Source organism: Flavobacterium sp. MFBS3-15, from assembly GCF_026107645.2.
Lineage (GTDB): Bacteria > Bacteroidota > Bacteroidia > Flavobacteriales > Flavobacteriaceae > Flavobacterium.
On sequence record NZ_JAPCHV010000007.1, the window covers coordinates 128,981 to 151,767 of the forward strand.

At 47.5% G+C, this 22,787-nt stretch carries 16 protein-coding genes; 11 read left to right on the plus strand and 5 right to left on the minus strand.

Annotated elements, in window-relative coordinates:
• Positions 1 to 188 precede the first annotated feature (188 nt).
• The 6 genes from OGH69_RS07885 (at position 189) to OGH69_RS07910 (ending at position 9,672) form a co-directional block, all read left to right on the plus strand.
• Positions 189 to 713 carry a DUF5004 domain-containing protein gene (locus OGH69_RS07885; RefSeq protein ID WP_265173914.1) on the plus strand — a complete coding sequence of 175 codons (525 nt, stop codon included), beginning with the start codon at positions 189 to 191 and terminating at the stop codon, positions 711 to 713.
• Positions 714 to 719: 6 nt separating this feature from the next.
• Positions 720 to 1,799 carry a hypothetical protein gene (locus OGH69_RS07890; protein ID WP_265173915.1) on the plus strand — a complete coding sequence of 360 codons (1,080 nt, stop codon included), beginning with the start codon at positions 720 to 722 and terminating at the stop codon, positions 1,797 to 1,799.
• A 25-nt stretch (positions 1,800 to 1,824) separates the two neighbouring features.
• Positions 1,825 to 4,758 (plus strand): SusC/RagA family TonB-linked outer membrane protein, encoded by a 2,934-nt coding sequence (locus OGH69_RS07895; RefSeq protein ID WP_265173916.1) that lies wholly within the window; start codon positions 1,825 to 1,827, stop codon positions 4,756 to 4,758.
• 27 nt (positions 4,759 to 4,785) lie between these two features.
• Complete coding sequence (locus OGH69_RS07900; RefSeq protein ID WP_265173917.1) at positions 4,786 to 6,285, plus strand: RagB/SusD family nutrient uptake outer membrane protein; 1,500 nt, start codon at positions 4,786 to 4,788, stop codon at positions 6,283 to 6,285.
• A 121-nt stretch (positions 6,286 to 6,406) separates the two neighbouring features.
• On the plus strand, positions 6,407 to 7,639 hold the full coding sequence (locus OGH69_RS07905) for a glycoside hydrolase family 99 protein (protein ID WP_265173918.1): 1,233 nt from the start codon (positions 6,407 to 6,409) through the stop codon (positions 7,637 to 7,639).
• Between the two features lie 20 nt (positions 7,640 to 7,659).
• On the plus strand, positions 7,660 to 9,672 hold the full coding sequence (locus OGH69_RS07910; RefSeq protein ID WP_265173919.1) for a glycoside hydrolase family 97 protein: 2,013 nt from the start codon (positions 7,660 to 7,662) through the stop codon (positions 9,670 to 9,672).
• 132 nt (positions 9,673 to 9,804) lie between these two features.
• Here the strand turns inward: OGH69_RS07910 and OGH69_RS07915 are convergent, their stop codons facing one another.
• The 3 genes from OGH69_RS07915 to OGH69_RS07925 are packed head-to-tail and all read right to left on the minus strand — an operon-like array spanning position 9,805 to position 15,496.
• On the minus strand, positions 9,805 to 10,887 hold the full coding sequence (locus tag OGH69_RS07915; RefSeq protein ID WP_265173920.1) for an efflux RND transporter periplasmic adaptor subunit: 1,083 nt from the start codon (positions 10,885 to 10,887) through the stop codon (positions 9,805 to 9,807).
• Between the two features lies 1 nt (position 10,888).
• Positions 10,889 to 14,095 (minus strand): efflux RND transporter permease subunit, encoded by a 3,207-nt coding sequence (locus OGH69_RS07920; RefSeq protein WP_265173921.1) that lies wholly within the window; start codon positions 14,093 to 14,095, stop codon positions 10,889 to 10,891.
• A gap of 12 nt (positions 14,096 to 14,107) precedes the next feature.
• Positions 14,108 to 15,496, minus strand: a complete 1,389-nt coding sequence (locus OGH69_RS07925) for a TolC family protein (RefSeq protein WP_265173922.1) — start codon at positions 15,494 to 15,496, stop codon at positions 14,108 to 14,110.
• Between the two features lie 153 nt (positions 15,497 to 15,649).
• Here OGH69_RS07925 and OGH69_RS07930 point away from each other — a divergent pair, with 153 nt between their 5' ends.
• The 4 genes from OGH69_RS07930 to eptA all read left to right on the plus strand — a co-directional run bounded on the left by OGH69_RS07930 (position 15,650) and on the right by eptA (position 19,921).
• Positions 15,650 to 16,690 (plus strand): sensor histidine kinase, encoded by a 1,041-nt coding sequence (locus OGH69_RS07930; protein WP_265173923.1) that lies wholly within the window; start codon positions 15,650 to 15,652, stop codon positions 16,688 to 16,690.
• Positions 16,674 to 17,387, plus strand: coding sequence for a LytR/AlgR family response regulator transcription factor (locus tag OGH69_RS07935; RefSeq protein ID WP_265173924.1), 714 nt, complete (start codon positions 16,674 to 16,676; stop codon positions 17,385 to 17,387). Before OGH69_RS07930 ends, OGH69_RS07935 begins: the two co-directional genes overlap by 17 nt.
• A 174-nt stretch (positions 17,388 to 17,561) precedes the next feature.
• Positions 17,562 to 18,329: a phosphatase PAP2 family protein gene (locus tag OGH69_RS07940; RefSeq protein WP_265173925.1), complete on the plus strand. Its 768-nt coding sequence runs from the start codon at positions 17,562 to 17,564 to the stop codon at positions 18,327 to 18,329.
• A 32-nt stretch (positions 18,330 to 18,361) separates the two neighbouring features.
• Positions 18,362 to 19,921 carry a phosphoethanolamine--lipid A transferase EptA gene (eptA, locus tag OGH69_RS07945; protein ID WP_265173926.1) on the plus strand — a complete coding sequence of 520 codons (1,560 nt, stop codon included), beginning with the start codon at positions 18,362 to 18,364 and terminating at the stop codon, positions 19,919 to 19,921.
• A gap of 34 nt (positions 19,922 to 19,955) precedes the next feature.
• Here eptA and OGH69_RS07950 read toward each other — a convergent pair whose 3' ends face one another.
• Positions 19,956 to 20,408: a DUF305 domain-containing protein gene (locus OGH69_RS07950; RefSeq protein ID WP_265173927.1), complete on the minus strand. Its 453-nt coding sequence runs from the start codon at positions 20,406 to 20,408 to the stop codon at positions 19,956 to 19,958.
• 159 nt (positions 20,409 to 20,567) lie between these two features.
• On the opposite strand from OGH69_RS07950, the gene OGH69_RS07955 reads away from it, so the two are divergent.
• Positions 20,568 to 22,310, plus strand: a complete 1,743-nt coding sequence (locus tag OGH69_RS07955) for an APC family permease (protein WP_265173928.1) — start codon at positions 20,568 to 20,570, stop codon at positions 22,308 to 22,310.
• 142 nt (positions 22,311 to 22,452) lie between these two features.
• Here OGH69_RS07955 and OGH69_RS07960 read toward each other — a convergent pair whose 3' ends face one another.
• Positions 22,453 to 22,776: a nuclear transport factor 2 family protein gene (locus tag OGH69_RS07960; RefSeq protein ID WP_265173929.1), complete on the minus strand. Its 324-nt coding sequence runs from the start codon at positions 22,774 to 22,776 to the stop codon at positions 22,453 to 22,455.
• Positions 22,777 to 22,787: the final 11 nt, after the last annotated feature.

The window sequence follows — 22,787 nt, forward strand, 5'->3', positions numbered from 1 at the left end:
ACCTGTATAGCTACTTGATTTTTTAGGGTGCTTATAATTTTTAATTACCTGAAATTTAGATTTCTAAAAGAAAATAAATCGTTTTAGTACCTTGATTTTTTATGTATTTCTTTATTTAGTTTTTTTTAACACATAGCTTCGCTGTAAAGTTTCACGAAAACGATTTACCAAACTTAACTAACAAAATTATGAGACGCAAAATTACGTACGGGTTAGCGGCCATTTTATGCTCACTGGCTTTTGTCGGGTGCGATGAGCAGGACGACGGAAGCAGTGTAGACCCAATTACCGTTTATGAAAAAATGAACGGTGACTGGGGCCTGATGAACCTGAAAATGGTTGATGAATTTGCCAAGGCAAACAACATCCAGCCCAATGAGCAGAATCTGAGCACGCTGTTCAACTATGAAAATTTCCAGATCAACTTCAGCGTTGACGAGAACATCGAGCCAACAACCTACCAGGTTACCGGCGAGTTGCCGCCCCTTTTTGACCCGAGCGGTTACTGGGAACTTAGCGCGGCTTTTCAGCCCACTAATAGCGGAGGCATTAATATATTCCTGTACAGCGATGCTGCCAAAACACAAAAAACAGATGAGCTCAGGCTTACCTCTGTTCCGGGCAGCAACGGCGAAATGGAGATACAATTGGTAAGGACAGCTGATGGTACACCTTTCGTATCCTATGTATTCAGGTTAAATTCTTTAAACTAAAACCAGATGAAAAAAATTCTACCTATACTTTTTTTCGCCCTGATGCTTGCACCTTCTGCCATGAAGGCCCAAACAGCGGCCGGGTCGATAAACAGGATGTGGTCATATCCTGTAGTATATAAATATGACGAACAGGTCACTTGGTACTTTGACCTTTCGACAACCACATTTGCACCCAACCAGGATGTTTACCTTTGGATATGGTCGCCATCCGAACCGGATGCAGGCAACTGGGAAAACTCTTCCGACTTTGCTAAACTGACCTATGTAGACAATATGGTATGGAGCTTTACGCTTACGCCGACTGTATATTTCTCTAAAACGCCCGCGGAGATTGCGGCGAGCGCAGGCTTTTGGTTCCGCCTCAAGGACGATGCCGGTACTATGCAGAGCGAGGTAGGCAACATGCCTTATACTGATTTCTCATCGTTTTATACGGCCAACCAGATTATTCGTTCGTACCCCGAAGAGCCAACGCTCGACGGTGGCGTGAGCATATTGTTCAACGCTAACCTGGTTCCGGGTTTTGAAGATGCCACCAGCGTTCACTTCCACAGCGGGCTGAACAACTGGGCACTTTTACAGGAATACCAAGCGTGGCTGCCTGAAATCGTTGAGAAGACCAGGCTTAAGAATCTTGGCAACGGCTTTTGGAAAATGGACCTGGTACCTAAGGTATATTACAATGCTCCCGATGGGTTTGTGATGGAAAACATTACTTTCCTTTTTGTTAAGGGCGACTGGGCAGGCACATCGCCGGACCAGATCATTTATGCTGCAGAATATGTAGCGCCACCGCCACCGGACTTTCGCTTTTTCCCATTGCAGATCAGCAAAAGGGATTTCCTGGGCATCATCCGTAAAAACAATGAGGTAGGGGTGAACAAGCTGATTTATACGGTTACAGGCGGCAATACCGTGCTGACAGGTGAAATTACCGGTACGATGGCCGAAATAAAAGGTTTTGTAAACCTTGTAACCGGTTTGCAGAATGAGCAGAACCTTACTGAGATTCATGTTTTGGTTAAGGACAATCTGGACCATACAATAACCGATACGACCATCCCGCTTAAAATAGCAGACTAACAACCATCAACAAAAACCAAATCTGATGAACAATACAGGCACAAATAAAGCCCCCGGAAGGTGGGCAGCATCAATGGTACTCATGATGTTCATGCTTTTACTGTCCGGAGCGGCATTCGCCCAGGGCAAAAAGCTGGTATCGGGTACTGTAAATGAAAGCAGTGGAATGCCAATACCCGGTGTTTCGGTTAGGGAGGCAGGCGCTTCCAATTCGACAGCTACTGATGCCGATGGTAAATTTGCCATTGAGGTAACCCTTGGCAGTACGATAGAAATTTCCGCTATAGGTTTTACAACGCAAACAATAGTTGTTGACGCATCAACAAGCGATACCCTCAGCATAAGCCTTGAGGAAAGTACTACCGAGCTTGATACCGTTGAGATCGTAGCAGTGGGTTACGGCAGCATGCGCAGGTCGGATCTAACCGGTTCCATATCTACCGTATCGGAAAAGAACCTTGTAAAAGGTAACATACCATCTACAGAACTTGTGTTGCAAGGTAAAGTAGCGGGATTAACGGTAGTGCGTGGCAGTGGTGACCCTGCAAACGGTGGCTCTGTACGCCTTCGCGGAGGTACATCGCTAACGGCAAGCAACAACCCGCTGGTGGTTGTAGACGGTATAGCCGGTGTGGATATCAACATCGTACAGCCGGCAGACATCAAAACCATCGACATCCTGAAAGATGCTTCGGCAACGGCCATTTACGGTTCGAGGGGTGCCAATGGTGTTATCATCATCACCACCAAGGGTGGAAAAGGAGCACAGGGCCTTTCCATCAACTATAATGGCTTTATGGGCTTTGCCAATGCATCCAACAACCTTGACCTTCTTTCGGGCAACCAGTGGAGGCAGTATGTGCGTGATAACGGCATTGCCGACGCTATTGACTATGGCGGAAATACCAACTGGCAGGAAGAGTTGCAGCAAACAGGCTTTACGCAAACACATACATTAGGCATTACGTCTAACACTGAAAACAGCGGCCTGCGCGCATCGCTTTCGTACCTGAACAACGAGGGTATCATAAAAACTACAGGCCTGGAAAGGACCAGCATCAACGTAAGCAATTACCAGTATGCCTGGGACAGGAAGCTGAAATTTGACGTGGGTGTATTTGCCAACATGGACAAGTGGCACCCGCTGGACTACAGGATTTTTGAGCGTGCGTTCAACCTGAACCCTACCATCCCGGTAAGGAATGCCAATGGCAGCTATACTTCGGTAGGCGGAACGCTGTATGAAAACCCGGTAGAGATACTGAACAACAGGACAGCTGACAGCAAGCGCCACAGGGTGCTGGGCTATTTTAAGACCGAGGTCAACCTGTTTGACGGTTTCCAGGGTGTGGTAAACACTTCTGTAGAGCACAATGCACTGCAGAATAACGTTTACAAACCATCGTATGCAGTGCTGGAAGGCATGACCGAAGGCGGATATGGCCAAAAAACATACGGCGAATACCTGACTACGCAGCTTGAGGCATTCCTGAGCTACAACAAGGTGTTCGACAAGCACAGTGTGGGCGCGCTTGCAGGCTACTCGTTCCTTGAGAACATGTACGAAGGCTTTGGAGCACAGCGCAGCGGATATGAAACCGACCTGTTTGGCTACAACAACCTTGGAGCCGGTTACAGCTACCGCCTTGGAGATGTTTACTCCTACAAAGGAAAGTCAAACCTCGTTTCATTCTTTGGGCGTGCCAATTATGGTTACGACGGGAAATACATGTTTACCGGTACGATAAGGAGAGACGGTTCTAGCCGCTTTGGAGCCAACAACAAATGGGGTGTATTCCCATCGGCTGCAGTGGCATGGAACATTAGTGAGGAAGGGTTCTTCAACTATGTAAAAGAAAACCTGAAGATCAACAGCCTGAAACTTAGGTTAGGTTATGGTGTTACAGGTAACCAGGACGGCATTGGCGAATATAAGTCGCTTTCCATCCTTGGCGTGGGCCAGGACAGCTATTATGACCCTGCCACAGGCTCATGGAGCCTTGCGTATTCGCCTACACAAAACCCCAATCCTGACCTGAAGTGGGAGCAAACCACTCAGCTGAACTTTGGTGTTGACTTTAGCGTAAGCGATTTCCTTACCGGTACATTTGAAGTGTACAATAAAAATACAAAGGACCTGCTCTACACTTACCAGGTACCGCAGCCGCCTTATCTTGTAGGTACAATGCTGGCCAACGTAGGTGAGCTTTCGAACAAAGGTGTAGAGCTTACACTGAATGCCAACATCATCAACAACGACAAGTTTACATGGGATGCCAACATGGTATTTGCAAAAAATAAGCAGAAGATAGAAAAGCTAAGCAATCAGGTGTATGAGACCGACCGTATTTACAGCGGATCGCTCCACGGGCTTGCGGGTATGTCCAACCAGTTTGCCCAGATTATTGATGAGGGCTATGCGGTGGGAACCTTCTACGGCAAGCAGTACCTGGGCATGGATGAGGACGGCGCCCAGATACTTAGCGAAGACGACAGGGTGCTTGGCGATGTACAGCCTGACTTTACCCTTGGCTTCGGGATGAACTTTACCTACAGCAGCTTTGACTTTGGTTTTACAGGTTACGGAATGTTTGGGCAGAAGGTGCTTAATGCTACCAACATGATGCTGAACGACCCGAACAGGATGCCGGCCTACAACATAACGGATGATTTTGTAGGCAGCCCGCTTACATCGGCTCCGGCTTTCTCAAGCTACTGGCTGGAAGATGCCTCGTTCTTCAGGCTGCAGACAATGACTTTGGGGTATACACTTCCGCTGAAAGAATCGAAATTGAGGCTGTATGCAATGGCCGAGAACGTGTTTGTAATAACTGATTACAGCGGCGTAGACCCTGAGGTAGACAACACCGGCCTTGCCAACCCTGGCATAGACAGGTTCAATAACTATCCGCGTCCGAGGACTTTCTCATTGGGATTGAACTTTACGCTGAACCACTAAGAATTGCTAACTTATAAATTAAGAAAAATGAGAACCAAGATAACAGCAGCAATACTTTTTAGCATGCTATTCACCTTTTCGTGTACCGATCTGGAAGAGGATTTGTATGACAGGGTACCGGACGATAATTTTGGGCAGACCCCCAGCGAGATACAGGCGCTGGTGGGCGGGGCATATTCCTCGCTAAGGGGATTTGCCGACGGTATTTCCAACTCGTACCCCACCTGTGAGTATGTGTTTTTCCTGAACGAGGTAGCTTCTGACGAGGCAACCATACCAACCCGCGGCACCGACTGGTTTGACGGCGGGCGTTACCAACAGGTGCAGCGCCACGAATGGACATCCGACAACGGGATGCTCCTTTCGGCATGGAGGTACTGCTATGCAGGCATCGCCAAGGTGAATGCCATCATTTACCAGGTAGACAAATCAGGACTTTCTGATGAGGCAAAGCTGCCTATTTATGCAGAGTTGAGATCGGTAAGGGCATACTATTATTATATGCTCCTGGATATGTTCGGCAACGTGCCTATCGTAACCGATTTTGAAGACCAGGCACTCCCTGCTAACTCAACCCGTCAGCAGGTATACGATTTTGTGGAGACAGAACTGTTGGAATCCTTGCCAAACCTGCCATCACAGATCATTTACTCGAAATTCACACAAAATGTGGCCTATGCGATGCTGGCAAGGCTGTACCTCAACTCAGAGGCATTCATTGGCGAACCGCGCTGGCAGGACTGCATCGATATGTGCCAAAACATTTCCGGTTACAGCCTGACTCCTGATTACTTTGCGAGTTTCAAAACAGAGAACCATACCTCGCCAGAGATCATATTTGCCATACCATACGACCAAAAAGCCGGAACCGTAGGTAACTACATGTCATCTATGAGCTGCCACTACCTGCACAGGTTTACCATTTCGGCAACAGGGGATTATCCCTGGAGTGCCAACGGTATGTGTGCGCAGCCGGGTGTGTATTCGTCATTTGATGACCTTGACAGGAGGAAAAAAGCAATGATACAGGGCGACCAGATCAACCTTGCCACAGGCCAGGTGATTATCATGGACAGCGGGCAGCCATTAAGCTATACTGAAGATGTGAACCTGACCGATGCCAAACAGAACGAAGGCGTAAGGCTGGGCAAGTATGAGATGAAGGCAGGCGAGCAGTGGGAACGCGACCACGATTTTGTAGTGATACGCTATGCCGAGATCCTGATGATGCAGGCCGAATGCTATGTGCGCCTGGGCTCACCGGGGCTGGCACAGCCGTTCGTTCAACAGATAAGGGAGCGTGCCGGGCTGGAAACTCCGGGTACTATCGACCTTGATTTCATAGACAAGGAACTGCTTCGCGAATTCGTCTTCGAAGGCAGGAGAAGGACCGATAACATCAGGTTTGGCACCTACTTCCAGCCATGGTGGGAAAAAGGTTCCACACCGCAGTACAGGGCGATATTCCCTATACCGGCAACGGTACTGGCAACGAATACCAATCTGACCCAGAATCCGCAATATTAAGTTAGGTTATGCCGGCCCCTCCATGTTTGGGTTAGTTCATGGAGGGCCGGTTTTTATATTGTAGGCCCATAGGAGGGCTTTTCATGAACTACCCTCTAAAAAGCATCAAAATTCAATTAAAATGAACAAATACAGATTATTGTTACTTCTCGGGATCGTGAATGTTTTTTTCGCGTCAAGCTGCAGTAAGGATGAGTCCGGCGGCGGCAATCCTCCTGCTGAGACATTTGATCCCGTTGCGGTAACAAAAAGCAACACGACAAAAATTTACATGCACTACATGCCGTGGTTTGAAACCAAAGAGAGCAGTCCTGACGGCCAATGGGGCTACCACTGGAGGATGGGCAACAAAAACCCTGACATAATGGATGCCAATGGCAAGCGGGAAATCGCCGCACATTATTATCCGCTGATAGGGCCTTACCATTCGGGCGACAAGGATGTGATAGAGAACCACCTGCTCATGATGAAGTATGCAGGAGTAGACGGTGTGCTCATCAACTGGTATGGCACGTATGACCTGAATGATTACCGCATTAACAGGGACAATTCCGAGGCGCTCATCGAAATGCTTGATGAAGTGGGGCTGGAGTATGCGATAGTGTATGAAGACCGCTTCCTGCAAAACATTGTAGACGCAGGCCTTGCACCGGCAACAGTAACTGCCGCAAAGGCAGACATGGCCTATATGCAGAACAACTATTTTAACGATGCAGAATACATTAAGATAGACGGCAAGCCGCTATTGCTCAACTTTGGGCCGATAACACTTACCAGTCCGGATAACTGGACCAATGCGTTTGCCAACCTGAACCCCAAGCCGCACTTTTTGACCCTGTGGTATGAATCGGCGGAGGCAGGGGCTAATGCGGCCGGCGAATACTCATGGGTGTACCAGGACAATACGCACATATCAAACTTTTATGCCAACAGGGTGCCCACACTGGGATTCTCGATGGGCAGCGCTTACCCCGGCTTTAACGACTATTATGCCCAGGGCGGCGGCGGTGCGGCAATTGGCTGGACCATCCCGCATGGCAATACGCTGGACCAGACACTGGCCATGGCAACAGCCTCGGGTACCGATTACCTCCAATTGATCACGTGGAATGACTTTGGCGAAGGTACCATGATCGAGCCAACCCAGGAATTCGGCTACAGCTATGTAGAAAAGGTAAAAGCCTTTGCAGGTGTAGCGGGAAACAATGTATTTGATAAGATAAGCAGGCTGTTTGAATTAAGAAAGCAGTACAGGGGCAACACGGCTATACAACGAAAGCTGGACAGGGCTTTTGGCTTTTTCGTATCAATGCAGCCCGATAAGGCCATTGAACAGCTTGATGAGATAGACTAAATTAAATGCCACTAATTATAATGAAAAAAATACCATTCAGGCAATGCATTGCAGCCATCATGCTGGTGATACTGTCGTGCAGCGCCCAAAAAACATATAAAGTTGCTTCCCCGTCTAAAAATAACGAAGTTACTTTTAGCCTGACCAAAACCGGTCAGCCGCAATATACGCTTACATCCGGCGGGAAGAAAGTGCTTGAGCCCTCACTGATGGGCTTTGAGTTTGACGGCCTTCCTAAAATGACCGACGGCTTCAGGGTGCTTTCGACTGAAAAAAATACGGTAGATTCAACATGGGAACAACCGTGGGGTGAGTTCAAAAAGATAAAGGACAATCATAACGAGCTCACCATTCATCTTGAGGAGACCGGTGGGCAAAAACGTAAGATGGACATTATCTTCCGGGTGTTTAACGACGGGGCAGGGTTCAGGTATTCGTTCCCAAAGCAGCCCAACTTAAACCAGGTGAAGATTTCCAATGAGCTTACTCAATTTGTATTCCCTGCCGATGAAAATGTGTGGTGGATACCCGTACACCGGGAAAACAGCTACTACGAAAGCCATTACCGAAAAACGGCCATGAGTAAAACCGATACCATCAATACACCTGCTACTTTCGAGACCAAAAGCGGGCTGTTCCTGGCATTGCACGAAGCGGCACTTACAGATTATGCTTCGATGACGCTGCTCAAAGGTAAAGGCAACACCTACACCAGTGAACTGGTGCCATGGGCAGACGGGACTAAAGTATACGCGCAGGCACCTTTTGCAACACCATGGCGTACAGTTATTGTGGGCAAGAAGCCGGGCGACCTGGTTACATCTACCCTGATGCTGAACCTTAACGAGCCGTCTAAAATTAATGACACTTCATGGATCGGGCCGTCCAAATACATCGGTATCTGGTGGGGCATGCACCTGGAGAAATTCTCATGGGGGCAGGGGCCAAAGCACGGAGCAACAACGAAGATCACCAAAGAATATATTGATTTCGCCGCAAAGCACGGCCTTAACGGTGTTTTGGTGGAAGGATGGAATGTAGGCTGGGACGGCGACTGGACGGCAGATGGCAGGGCTTTCAGCTTTACGCAGCCGTACCCTGATTTTGACATCCAAGAGATTACACGGTATGGCAAGTCTAAGAACGTACGCCTCATCGGCCACCATGAAACGGCAGGCGCGGCAAAGCACTATGAAAGCCAGCTGGAAGATGCTTTTAAGCTGTACAACGAGTTGGGTGTGAATTCGGTGAAAACAGGCTATGTAAATAAATATCTCGACAAAAAGGAATGGCACGACAGCCAGTACGGTGTGCGCCATTACCGCAAGGTGGTGGAGACGGCCGCGAAATACAAGATCATGATTGATAACCATGAACCGGTAAAAGGCACGGGATTACAGCGTACCTACCCGAACCTGATGAGCTGGGAAGGCGGCAGGGGGCAGGAGTACAACGCATGGTCTGACGATGGCGGCAACACTACAGACCATACCGTACTGCTACCGTTTACCCGTATGCTTTCGGGGCCGATGGACTATACGCCGGGCAACTTTGGATTTGATTACAAGCTGCCGCAGGGCGCGAAGGTAAATACTACATTGGCGCACCAGCTAGCGTTATATGTGGTACTGTTCAGCCCGTTGCAAATGGCCTCCGACCTGCCGGAGAATTATGAAGGCAGGCGCGAATTTGAATTTGTAAAGCAGGTACCATGCATCTGGTCAGAAACTACGGTACCCGATGCTAAACTTGCAGAGTATACAGTAATAGCCCGCAAGGACTGGAACAGCAGCGACTGGTACATGGGCGCTATCACCAACAAGGATGCACGCAGGCTTAGCGTGCCGCTGAACTTCCTGGAGGCAGGGAAATCATACAAGGCCGAGATATATGCTGATGGCGCAGGAGCCGATTACAAAACCAATCCGTACCCTGTAACCATCGAAAGCAAAACGGTCACAAGCAAAACCGTGCTTGAAGTAAACCTTGCTTCAGGCGGTGGCACGGCAATACGCTTTACAGAAGTGAAATAATTTTGATTCAGGAGTTTTCATACAAGTGGGAAAGGCAGCTTTAGGGCTGCCTTTTTCATTGCCGGCAAAAAAATCCCCGGTATGCAGTGCATCCGGGGACCTACTAAACAAATTACGGTTATGGACCGATAATTATCTTTTTATAACAGTGCCGTCCCTAAGCTCTTCACTGGCTTGCTTCACCAGTTTGTCGTTCGGGGCCAGGTTACCGAATATTTCTGTGTCCTCATCTGTTTCGCGGCCTTTTTTTACTTCTACACGCTGTGCTTTGCCGTCGTTTACACGAATCACGAATATGCCTTCAGCACCATTGATTACAGCCGATTTAGGTACTACAAAAGTGCTGTCCTTTGCATTGAGCGGTATTTTAACTTCGGCCACCATGCCGGGCAGGAGCCTGCCGTCGTTATTGATGACATCCATTTCAACACGTTCCGATCGCAGCCTAAGGTCAAGCGCGCCCGACATGCGCTGTATTTTCGCTTTAAAGCTGTCGTTTGGCCTTGAGCGTACCGTAAAGCTCATTTCATCTCCATTTTTCAGGTAGCCCGTATAAGCTTCGGGAACCGATACCGCGAGCCTGAGCTTCTTTTGGTCCTGAACGGTAAGCAGCGGCAGGTCAGACCCCTTTCCGGCAGGCCCTACATAAGCGCCGGTGTTCACGTTACGCGCAGTTACAATGCCTGTAAATGGTGCACGGATTTGCAGGTAGCCCCGGTTCACCTGTATCTCCCTTACCGATGCCTTCGCGGCTTGCAGTTGGGCATAATCAGAGCTTTTGCGGGCCAGCGCAATGTCGAGGTCGTTTTTAGAGATGGTGCCTTCCACTTTGCTGGTTTCCAAAAGGCGGTTGTAGGTAGCGTTGCTGGCCGTATATACTGCCTCCGCAGAATGCAGCCTCGACTGTGCCGCGGCAAGTTGCGAGCTAATTTCGGGGGCTTCCAGCTCTATCAGCAATTGCCCTGCCTGTACCTGTGAGCCTATGTCGACCTTAAGGTCCTTTACATAGCTGGAAACTTTAGCGTACAGGTCTACCTGGCGAAAGCCCGATAATTCTGCCGGAAGGCTAAGTTCCGAAGACAGTTTTTCTTTTTTCAGGTCAAAGGTTTCTATTACCGGTTCGGTCTCTACCGGTGCCGTTTCTTTTTTCTCTTCACCGCAGCTGTTGAGCACCGCAGCCAGCAGGAGCGCCGATGGTATAAGTATCTTTTTCATTTTATTGGTGTTGTGTCGTTGGTTCATAAAATTTACTTTCAGGGTCTTCGGGGTCAAGCGATACCGATTGTGTCGTTGCCTTGCCCTGGGCCCACGCAAAAATAAGCGGCAGGACGACCAGTACGGCAAAGGTGGAGAACAAAAGCCCGCCTATCACCGCACGGCCCAATGGGGAGGTTTGCTCACCGGCTTCTCCGTGCCCTATGGCCATGGGGAGCATACCCGCAATCATGGCTACCGATGTCATGATGATGGGGCGGAGGCGGAGGGAAGCAGCCTCCCTTGCCGATTGCAATGCATTGCCATTTACCTTCCGAAGCTGTTCGGCATTGGTAACCAATAGTACCGCATTGGCGATAGATACCCCGACCGACATGATGATGCCCATGTAGGATTGCAGGTTGAGTGTCGATCCTGTTGCCAAAAGCAGCAGCAGCGCGCCCAGTACTACCGCAGGCACTGTAGTCAATACCACAAGCGATACCCTGAACGACTGGAAGTTAGCGGCGAGCATCAGGAAGATGACCACAACAGCTACCAACAGCCCCGATTGCAGGCTCGACATGGTTTCGGTGAGTACCTTGCTGAGGCCAATGGGCTCAATGAACAATCCCCTTGGCAGCTCGCCCAGGCTGCTTATTACTTTGCCTACATCTTTAGTGGCTTCCCCAAGGTCGGTGTGGTCAATATTGGCTGTGACCGATATGTAAGGCATCGCTCCCAGGTTATCGTTTTGCCCGTGTGTTTCGGAAAGTGTTATGGACGCAACATCGCCCAATACCGGCCTCGCCGAATTTTTAAGCAACGGGATTTCCTCAATGTCCTGTTTTGTGGTCATTTTGTTCAGCGGCACCTGTACCTGCACGCTGTACGATAATCCGGCTTTTTCATCTACCCATGTGTTTTTCTCTGTATAGCGCGATGATGAGGTGGAAGCGATAAGCGAACGCGAAATGTCGTTCATGTCTACACCCAGCTGTGCCGCCCTTGTCCTGTCGATATTGATATTGAGGGCAGGGTAGTGGATGGGCTGTGCAATTTGTACGTCCCTGAAATACTCTCTTTGCTTCAACTGCGCTATAATCTTATTCGCATATTCTTCATTCAGCTTTTTGTTTTTTCCAGCTATGCGTATCTCAACCGGTGTTGGCGAGCCCTGGCTCAGCACTTTATCGGTTAGCTCTATCGGCTCGAACGATACAGTCACGCCCGGAACGTTTTTCTTTATCCTTGCCCTCAGGTCATCCTTAAAGGTGTCCATGTCGGTATGGAAATCCTTGAGCGCTATTTGGAATACGGCTTCGTGCGGCCCGGCCATGAACATGTATATAGGCGAAACAGAGAACAGAGATGGGTGCGTGCCCACATATACTGATGATATGCCTATATGTTCCCTGCCTACCATTTGTTCCATCTCTTTCAGTACGCTTTGTGCTTTTTCTTCGGTGCGCTCTATGCGGGTACCGTCGGCAAGGCGCATGCGCATCTGGAACTGGCTGGAGTTTACCTTCGGGAAAACATCCTGGCCTATAACATTCAGCAGCAATAGGGCGATGGCAGTAATCCCTAACAAATAGGCAATGCCCACAAACTTCCGCTTCGGCATCAGCCTGTCTATCATCCGCATGAACGATGCGCGGAAGCGTTCAAATCGGCTGACTTTGCCATCATCGTTATAATCTTCGCGTTCAGAAAATTCGCCTTTTTTATCAGTACCATGGTTTCCGTGGTTTCCGGCTTTCATCAGCCAGTTGGCCATCACGGGAACAAAGGTTTGCGAAAGCAGGAACGATATCACCATGGAGAAGCCTATGGCCATGGCCAAGGGTAGGAACAGCGCTCCCGGTATGCCCTTCATGATGAAGGCCGGTGCAAATACCGCAAGGATACACAGCAATATCAATAGTTTGGGCAGTGCTATTTCCTTACAGGCATCCCAGATGGCGAGGGCTTTGGGCTTGCCCATGTCGAGGTGCTGGTGGATGTTCTCAATGGTTACGGTACTCTCGTCCACAAGGATACCGATGGCGAGCGCAAGCCCGCTCAGCGACATCAGGTTGATGGTTTGCCCGAACAGCTTGAGGAACAGTACCCCCGATATGATGGAGATGGGGATGGTCAGGATAACGATGAGCGCAGCCCTGCGGTCGCCGAGGAACAGGATAACCATGAGCCCGGTAAGTATCGCCCCTATGATGCCCTCGGTAACAAGGCTTTTTACGGAGTTGATCACGTATACCGACTGGTCAAATTCATAGGATATCGTTACATCTTCGGGCAGTGTGCTCTGGATTTTGGAGAGGTTGGCCTTCAGGTTCTTCACCACTTCCCAGGTCGAGGCATCCCCGGCTTTGGCAATGCTCACATATACCGACCGCTTGCCGTTTACCAGGGCGTATCCTGCGGTAATGTCGGCGCCGTCTTTTACAGTGGCGACATCGCCCAGCGAAAGGTTTTGCACACCGCCTTTAAACAGCGGTATCTTTTCGAAATCCTTAACCTCTTTTATGGTGTTGTTGGTTGGCGTCAGGTAGTTTTTATCGCCTATCCTCACATTGCCCGACGGCGCTGTCTGGTTATTGATCTTTATTGCTTCAACAATCTGGTCGGGCGTAAGGTTGTGCGCCCGCAGCTGTGCCGGGTCAACATTGATCTCAATGGTCCTTGGGCTTCCGCCGAAAGGGGGAGGGGAGAGCAGCCCGGGAATGGAGGTAAACGATGCCCTTACATACACGTTGGCCAAATCCTGGAGCTCGTTATTGCTGCGGGTTTTGCTGCTTAGTACCAGCTGCCCTACGGGTAAGGAGGAAGCATCAAAACGGATGACGAACGGCGGTTGCGACCCCGGTGGGAAAGCAGCCTGTATCCTGTTAGCAAGGGCGCTCAGCTCGGCTGCTGCCTGTGCCATGTTGGTATCTTCGTAGTAGGTAACCTTCATCAGGGTAAGGCCCTGTATGTTTTTGGTTTCTATTGACTTCACACCATTGGCAAAAAGCATGATGTTGATGTAGTTTTTGGCGAAATACGACTCCATCTGGTCGGGTGTGTAGCCACCAAAGGGGTGCGCGAGGTAGATAACGGGAAGGTTCATTTTGGGCAGGATGTCCACTTTTATGTCCCTTACCGCACCGATGCCGAAAAAGAACAGCCCGGCTACAAGCACCAGTATGGATATAGGTTTGCGAAGTGCAAAACGTATTAGATTCATTACGTAGCGTTATTAAAATTCGTTCATAAAAAGGTTGAAGTCGCCTGTTGCCGCGGCTTTCATCAGCAGGGCCTGCCATACGTTGGTGTAAATCACGTCGCGGTCGGTCTCGGCGCGGTTCAGGGTGTATAGTGCCTGAGTTACATCTACAAGGTTGGTAAGCCCGTTGTTGTACAATGCGGTGCGCTGCCTGTAGGCCTGCTGTGCGGCGCTTACCTGTTTCGGGGCTTCGTTATAGTTTTGCATTGCAAAATCCAGTCGGGCATTGGCGGCATCCTCCTGTGCTTTCAGCTGTATGTCTATGGCTTTATATTCTTCCTCAAGGCCCTGCGAAATAAGCTTTTGGGCGCTGACTTTCTTAGACGAACGGGCTATCGTCGTAAGGTTCCAGGTCATGCCCACCCCAAAGAGGTAGTTTTGCCGCGTAGGGTCGATGCCGTCGAGGTAATTTTGGGTAAAGGAGTTCTGGTCCGAGGCGTAATCGCTGTTAAAGCCCGAAGCCCTTGCCTGATACACCCCAAAGAGGCTGAAGGTTGGGTAATATTCCCTTTTATATAGGCCCAGCTGGCTGTTGCTGTAGTCGATGCGGCTTTTGTAGAAGCGGCGGACAGGGTTGTTCACACTTTCTGACGGATTGCTCCCCGTAAAGATGGCTTTAGGCACACGGGCAACGAGGGTGGTATCGGCAATAAAATTGGCTACATCAACCCCCATGAGTTCTGCAAGCCTGTTGTTTTGCATCTTTATCTGTTCCCGTATCTGGTTCAGGGAAATTTTTGCCCTCGAAACTTCGGCGGATGCCAATGTGGAATCGACTCCCGGTAAAAGCCCGTTCTTAACCCTGATGGTGGCATTGTCGAGCACTACCTGCGAGCGGTCCAGGTTTTTGATTTGGGAGCGTTCCAGGCGCTGGCTGGCAAGGAGGTTGAGGTAGGCCCCGGCAATCCGTACTTTTTGTTGGAACTGTTCCTGTTCAAAGTCAAGCTGCTGGCGTTCGGCATCGGCTTTGGCAATGCTGATGCGCTGCTTCATCCTCCCGAAGGTGAAGAAATCCCAGTTCATATTCACCAGGTACAGCGCCCCAAAGGCGGCATTCCAGTTTTGTTCCGGCAACGGAAGCCCTGAAGAAGCGACCCCGAGCCCGCCAAACCCATAAAGCGGCCCATTCTGCCCGTTTACGGTTCCGTAATCCTGCTGTGCAGAAAGGTTCAGGTTGGGCAGGTAATCCCTCCGTGCCTGTTTTACGGTTTCCTGTGCTGCTTTTGCATAATTGCCCTTTGCCTTCACCATGCCATAGTTGGCCATACCGGTATCGATGGCGTCACGCAGCGACAATTTTGTCTGGCCAAAACCCGAAATGGCGGCAAGCAATAAAAGCAGGGATACTTTTTTTAAATGCATTAATTGTGTTTTAAGTAGATGATCTGGAAAATTATGATGCAAATTTACTTAGGCATTCAATGCAGTCCCCTGAATTAATGATGAATTGAATTGGTCATACAATTTGGGGCATTTATATATATAAGTGCTTACTTTGCAGTAAGAAATGAAGTGATGAACAAATTTTTCAGGAATGTTATTGATAATAAATGGTGGCAGGAATTTTTTATCCTCGCATTTTCATTTATACTTTTCAGCCTTAACGACTGGATACTCATCAAGTCGTGGCGGGGCATATGGTCCGGATGTGCCTACTTTCTTATGCTTTACGGGCATGCGCAGCTCAACCGCTTCCTGTTGCTGCCTTTATTGCTGAAAAAGCATAAAGCATTGCTGTACATCCTGCTGAGCCTTGCGCTTGCGGCCGTTTTTTCGGTAATCATGTATCAGGTGGCCAACCTATGGATCTATAAAAACTGCTTCCTGTATAAGTCATCCGAGCAGCAGAGTTATATTTTCCAGGCGGCAACACTGGTAGCTACGCTTATATGCATCCTTTCAGTGCACATGATACTTAAATTTTACCGCCAGCGGAAAGACCTCGACCAGGAAAAGCTGCTCTACAACCAGGTGCAGATCAGTTCGCTTAAGGAACAATTAAACCCGCATTTCCTTTTCAATACGTTCAATACGCTTTACGGCATCAGCCTGCAGTACCCTGACCGTACGCCGGGCCTCATCATGCACGTATCGCAGCTGATGCGCTACCAGTTGGAAAGCAACGAAAGGCAGTGCGTTCCGCTCGAAGACGAGATAAACTTCATTACCAGCTATATCGAGCTTGAGAAAGAGCGTGTGGGCTACCGATGCAACATTAGCTTGAATACTGAGATTGACAGGGATAATACCTACAAGATTCCGCCCATGCTGCTCATCTGCTTTATTGAAAATGCTTTTAAGCACGGCACCTGTACCATTGAGAAGTGCTTTGTGGATGTTGACATATCGGTGACCGACGGAAAGCTGGAAATGATGGTGCGCAACTCGCTGCCGGAGAAAAAGGATGAAGTGGTTTCTACAAAAATCGGCATCAGGAATACGGTTGAGCGCCTCAAATTGCAATATGGCAGCAACTATTCTTTGGATATCACTGAATCAGATGTTTATACCGTGAAATTACAATTACACCTGAAGAGGTATGAAACCGCCCGTTAAAAAATGCATCATAATAGACGATGAGCCGGCGGCACACTATGTGCTGGCTAACTACATAAAGCAAAATCCGGCCCTGGAGCTTGTTTACGAAGGCTATAATGGCGTGGAGGCTTTGGAATACCTTCAGGAAAACAGGCCCGACCTTGTTTTCCTGGATATTGACATGCCCGGATTATCGGGCATGGAATTGCTGCAAAAGCTTGAGAAGCCACCGCGGACCATACTTACGACCGCATATTCTGAATTTGCACTGGAAAGCTATGAATATGGCGTACTGGATTACCTGCTCAAGCCCATTTACTATCCACGTTTTTTAAAGGCGGTTGAAAGGTTCTTCGAGCTTGAAGGATTTGCTGAAGGCACCATCGGGCAGCAAGAGGAAGCATCGGGTGTCATTGCCGTTAAGGTAGACAGCGACATCCTTGACATTGACATAAGCCTGATACTGTATGCCCAAAGCTATGGCAATTATGTAAAGATAATTACGCAAAAAAGGAATTATCTGGCCACCATTACCACCAATGACCTGGAAAAACTATTGCCTTCAACACATTTCATGAGGGCGCATAAATCGTACATCATCGCCCTCGACAAGGTGGATGAGGTGAGGAAAGACCTTGTGCTGATAAAAGGCAATCCAATCCCGATAGGCATTACCTACCGGCGGGAATTGACAGAAAGGCTGAGGCATTTTTAAATACCCCACCCTGCAGCGGATTTAAGCGGGATTGCTTCATGCTGTTTCTTTAGGGATAAAATTGATCAATACAATTCTGAATAGGCCTAACTTCAGGAATTACTTTTATATTTGACCGAAATATAAGACTGTTGCGGTTAACCCAAACAATAGAGAAACAAAGCCACAAATTAGATGAAAAAGTTAGCATTTCTATGCTCTTTAGTATGCATGACCGGTGCATTTGCACAACAGGTTACAGAGAACGACAGCATTGCAACCGATACGTTATCGCCTGCTCCGCTGAAATTTCATTATAAGCAGCTTATCATACCGTCTGTGCTTATCGGGTATGGGGTTATCGGCATTGAGAGCGACCAGCTCAAAAGCTTTAATACGCAGTTGCGGGATGAGGTAAAGGAGGATATTGATGAAAAAACGTCAATTGATGACTTTAGCCAATGGGCTCCGGCAGCATCAGTCTTCGCCCTTGATGCCCTTGGGATAAAAGCAAAAAATTCGCTACGCGACAGGAGTGTAATTTTGGCAACATCCTATTCGATAATGGGACTTACAACCCTGGCGGCAAAATCAATTACTCAAATCGAACGGCCTGACAAAAGCGCAAACAATTCTTTCCCATCGGGACACACGGCAACTGCTTTTGCCGGAGCAGAATTTCTTATGCAGGAATACAAGCATGAATCGGTCTGGTACGGAATTGCAGGTTATGCCGTCGCTACAGGTACGGGCCTGTTCAGGATTTATAACAACAAACACTGGCTTACCGATGTGGCTGCAGGTGCGGGAATAGGCATTTTGAGCACAAAGGCGGCCTACTGGATCAACCCCATTATAACAAAGGCCTTATTTGGGGACAAACAGGCAAAATCAGGGACCTCGGCTCTAATGCCGGGTTATGACGGCAGGACCTTTGGGCTTGCTTTCGTTAAACTATTTTAAAAGCAGCTGGCCTTAAAAATAATTCAGGGTCAATGAAAGAGGTAAAAGGAAATCATTTTAATTGGCTTCCGGCAAAACGCAGTTTGGGCCCGGCACATTTTGTTTTATTGGCAGGCCTGTTGAATTTCGTTTTATTCCATTATCCTTTTTATGCTTTTGTTTTTGCCAATGCCGATTATAAAAGCTGGAGCGGCATTGGTTTGATCTTAAGCTTAATTATCCTGATGCCTGTTGCCTACGCACTTGCATTCTATATTATTTTTTTTATATCACGGCGGGTTGGCAAGGCTCTTATGGCATTTTTTTTTGTTGCCAGTTCCCTTGCATTTTATTTTGTTGCTACCTACGGCGTTATAATCGATGAGAGTATGATTGGTAATGTTTTGAATACCAATACAGAAGAGTCGGGCAGTTTTTTTTCTGCAAAGCTTGTGCTTTTTGTGGTGTTTTTAGGGATCATTCCCGCAGTATTTGTACTAAGGACCAAAGTTATAAATACTTCCCTAAAGAAGTTTTTAGCCACCACTTTTGCCGCTTTGGCATTTATCGTTGCTTTGGTCTTCCTCAATGCGGGCAACTGGCTTTGGATAGACAAAAACTCAAAAAGGCTTGGAGGCCTTGCGATGCCATGGTCGTATACCGTAAATACATCGCTTTTTTACGTCCATAAGTATAAAAAGAACCAAAAAGAAATTTTATTGCCGGATGCTGCGATTACAGACCATAAGAAATCAGTGATGGTTTTGGTTATTGGGGAATCGGCCAGGAGGCAAAATTTTTCACTGTATGGATATCCTAAAAATACAAACCCGTTACTTTCAAAAACCCCCGGCATATCCCACTTTGATGCCACTTCGTGCGCTACGTATACAACAGCCGGCGTAAAATGCATACTGGAACATACGGCTACCGACGAACTGTATGAAATTTTACCCAACTACTTATACAGGAATAATGTTGAGGTAATATGGAGAACTACAAACTGGGGGGAGCCGCCGGTTCACATAAAGCAATATCAGGACAGGGAAGCCTTACGGTCAATATGCACCGGAGACGGATGCAGCTATGATGAGGTGCTTCTTGCCGGCCTGAAAGAACAGATAATGGCAAGCAAAAAAGATAAGATACTTGTCGTGCTGCATACCAGTACCAGCCACGGGCCTACATACAGTAAAAAGTACCCGCCTCAGTTTGAATCTTTCAAGCCTGTGTGCAATAGTGTCGAACTTGCCAACTGCACCAATGATGCACTTATGAATGCGTATGATAATACCATTGTTTATACCGACTATATTTTGCACAAGGTCATTGAAAACCTGCAAGAGCTGAAAGAATATGACAGTGCAATGATTTTTGTTTCAGATCATGGGGAATCGCTTGGAGAAAAAAATCTTTACATGCATGGCATGCCGATGAGCATTGCTCCAAAGGAACAGTATGAAATCCCATTCATTGTTTGGGTTCCGGAGGGTTCAGGGCAGCTAAAGCCATTAAAAACGGTATCGCAAAACCATGTGTTTCACAGCGTTCTGCATTTTTTGAGCGTGAAGAGCCCGGTTTATAATGAGGAGATGAACATCTTTAAGAAATAATACATCCACGTTATTCAAAAATAAGGCATAAGGCTTATTTTTCGTTTTCCAGTCGGTCGATTATAGCCTGCATTTGCCTGATCTCCTTTTTCTGGGCCTCGATGATCTGTAGTGAGAGCTGTTTTACTTCGGCATCCCGGATGCCGGCATTTTTACTTGTGAGTATTGCGGAGGAATGGTGTGGTATCATGGCTTTCATGTATTGAATGTCTGAAATGAAAACCTGCTCCCGAAGGCAATATAGTGAAAGTGAAAATATGCTTGCCGAAAGTACGGTGATGAGGATGTTCATTTTACGGTTCTTATACATCATGGGCATGAAGAGCAGCATCAATACAGCCATAGGGGCGACCATCAATAAAGCCATATAGAATCGCGTTATGCTAAGGTATATGTGGCCGGCCTCGTCAACATTCAAAAACATTACAGTGTACATCACTATAAAAGATACTGCAAGCATAGCAGGCATTTTTTTATAATTTTCCATGTTTTAATTTTTAAAACCCTAATTTACAAAAACATAAGGTTATATAATTCCTGACAGCTTGCGGTAACATAAGATTAACATATGGTTTCTTTTATCAATTTACCTTTCATATTCCTTTAATTAGCCTTAAATTAGCGATACATCACCTCAAACAATCCTATGAAAGATTCCCCTGCACACAAGCTTAATGAATTGAAAGCTACAGCCATATGCGGCAATGACATCACCTCCTCGTGTTTATATGTGTCGGCGCTTACCATAGGATTTGCAGGGCAATACGCCTGGATATCGCTGCTTATTGTTGCCTTTGTGCTCTATCTTTTTCGAAGGATATATGGTGAAGTGGTTGGAGCGCTCCCCCTTAACGGCGGGGCATATAACGTATTATTAAATACATCCAGTAAGAAAATTGCATCGGTGGCAGCGATCCTTACGGTGCTTTCGTATATGGCCACCGCTGTGATCTCGGCAAGTGAGGCAATGCATTACCTGCATGCGATTTTTCATGGCCTCCCTGTGCTTGTGGCAACAGTGGTAGTCCTTGTCCTTTTTACAATATTGGCTATTATAGGGATTGGTGAATCTGCCATAGTCGCGGTGGTCATTTTTGCCATCCACCTGCTGTCCCTTGTCTTATTGGTGGGGGCATCATTATATTTTGTGTTTTCCCACGGATTTGACACCTTTCATCTCAATTGGGATATGCCGGTGAATCCTAAAGGCATAGTGTACACCCTTTTCTTGGGATTCTCGGTAGCGATGCTGGGCATTTCAGGATTTGAAAGCTCTGCCAATTTTGTAGAAGAGCAGCAGCCGGGAGTATTTCGCAAAACCCTTCGTAATATGTGGGTTATCGTAAGCTTTTTTAATCCTGTCATAGCCCTGCTCCTTATAGCGATCATACCTTTTGTAGAACTGGGTGAGCACCGGGAATCGCTGCTGTCTTATATGGGCAATGTTACTGGCGGGGCATGGCTTGCATGGCTGGTGGCGGTAGATGCGGTGCTGGTCCTGTGCGGTGCGGTGCTTACGTCATTTGTGGGGGTATGCGGGTTACTGAAGCGCATGACCCTGGACAGGATCCTGCCCAACTATTTTTTAAAGGAAAATAAAAAAGGCTCCAGCTACAGGATCATAATTGTATTCCTGCTGCTGTGCATATCGGTGCTGTTGGTGACGGGAGGGGAGTTGGAATCTCTTGCAGGGGTATATACTTTTTCATTTCTTGCGGTAATGGCGCTTTTCGGAATTGGTAACCTTCTGTTGAAACTGAAGCGCAGGAGGCTCCCGAGGCCCGAAAAAGCAAACGGCTTTGTGGTGGTCATTGCAATAGGGTTTATAGTTACCGGCTTTGTGGGCAACGTAATGCTGAATGAAGAGGCATTCCATACCTTCCTCAAATATCTTGCGCCCGCGTTGCTGTTTGTGCTGATAATGCTAAGCCGGTCATTTCTTATCCAGGCAAGCCTTGGTATACTGGAGTATCTTTATAAGCCTATACGGACCTTTGCCGTAAAAGGCAACCGTTATTTGCGCAAACTGCACCACAAGATACATTCACAGGAGTTCGTGTTTTTTACCAAAGGCGACAATGTAGCCATCTTAAACAAGGTAATGCAATACGTACAGAACAATGAGGCCACTAAGAAGCTGAAGATAGTAAATGTCCACCGGGACGGGCACAGCAATGAAGAGCTGAAAAAGGACCTTGAGGTGCTGGACAGGGCCTATCCTGAAATTCACATTGAGTTTATAGAAATAACCGGCGAATTCGGCCCGGCGCTTATTGATGACCTTTCAAGGGAATGGAATATCCCTAAGAATTTTATGTTTATAGGGTCACCCGGAGATAAGTTTTCGTACAGGGTATCAGAGCTGGGAGGAGTACGGCTTATTATGTAAAAACCCTTAAATAAACAAAACCTGCAAGTGATTTGCAGGTTTTGTTTATGTGGGAGAGCGGGATTCAGGTATAGGATGTTTTTTTATGTTTCAGAGTATGCTCATAGAAGCTTTACTTAATCACCATCGGTAATTTAGTTTTTTATTCAGTCACCTTTAATTGCTGAATTTCCCCACCGATAATGTCAAAATGAAATTTTAACGTAATCGGGCTTCCCGGAAATGTACCTGAACACTCTGCCGATAAAACTCCCGATGATCCATTTTCGGTATATTCAAGAGGTTTCATCACTGATTTGTATTTCTCATTTGACTCTTGAATCCAATCCTGGATTTCCAGTCTTCCATTATGCTTTTTGCCTTCGTCAAAAACTACGGCTGTTTCAGAAAAACAATTAGCGTAGGCAATGCTGTCGAAACTGTTTTGTGCATCAACCAGGTCTGTTAATACTTTTGGTAAGTTCATGTTATTATTTT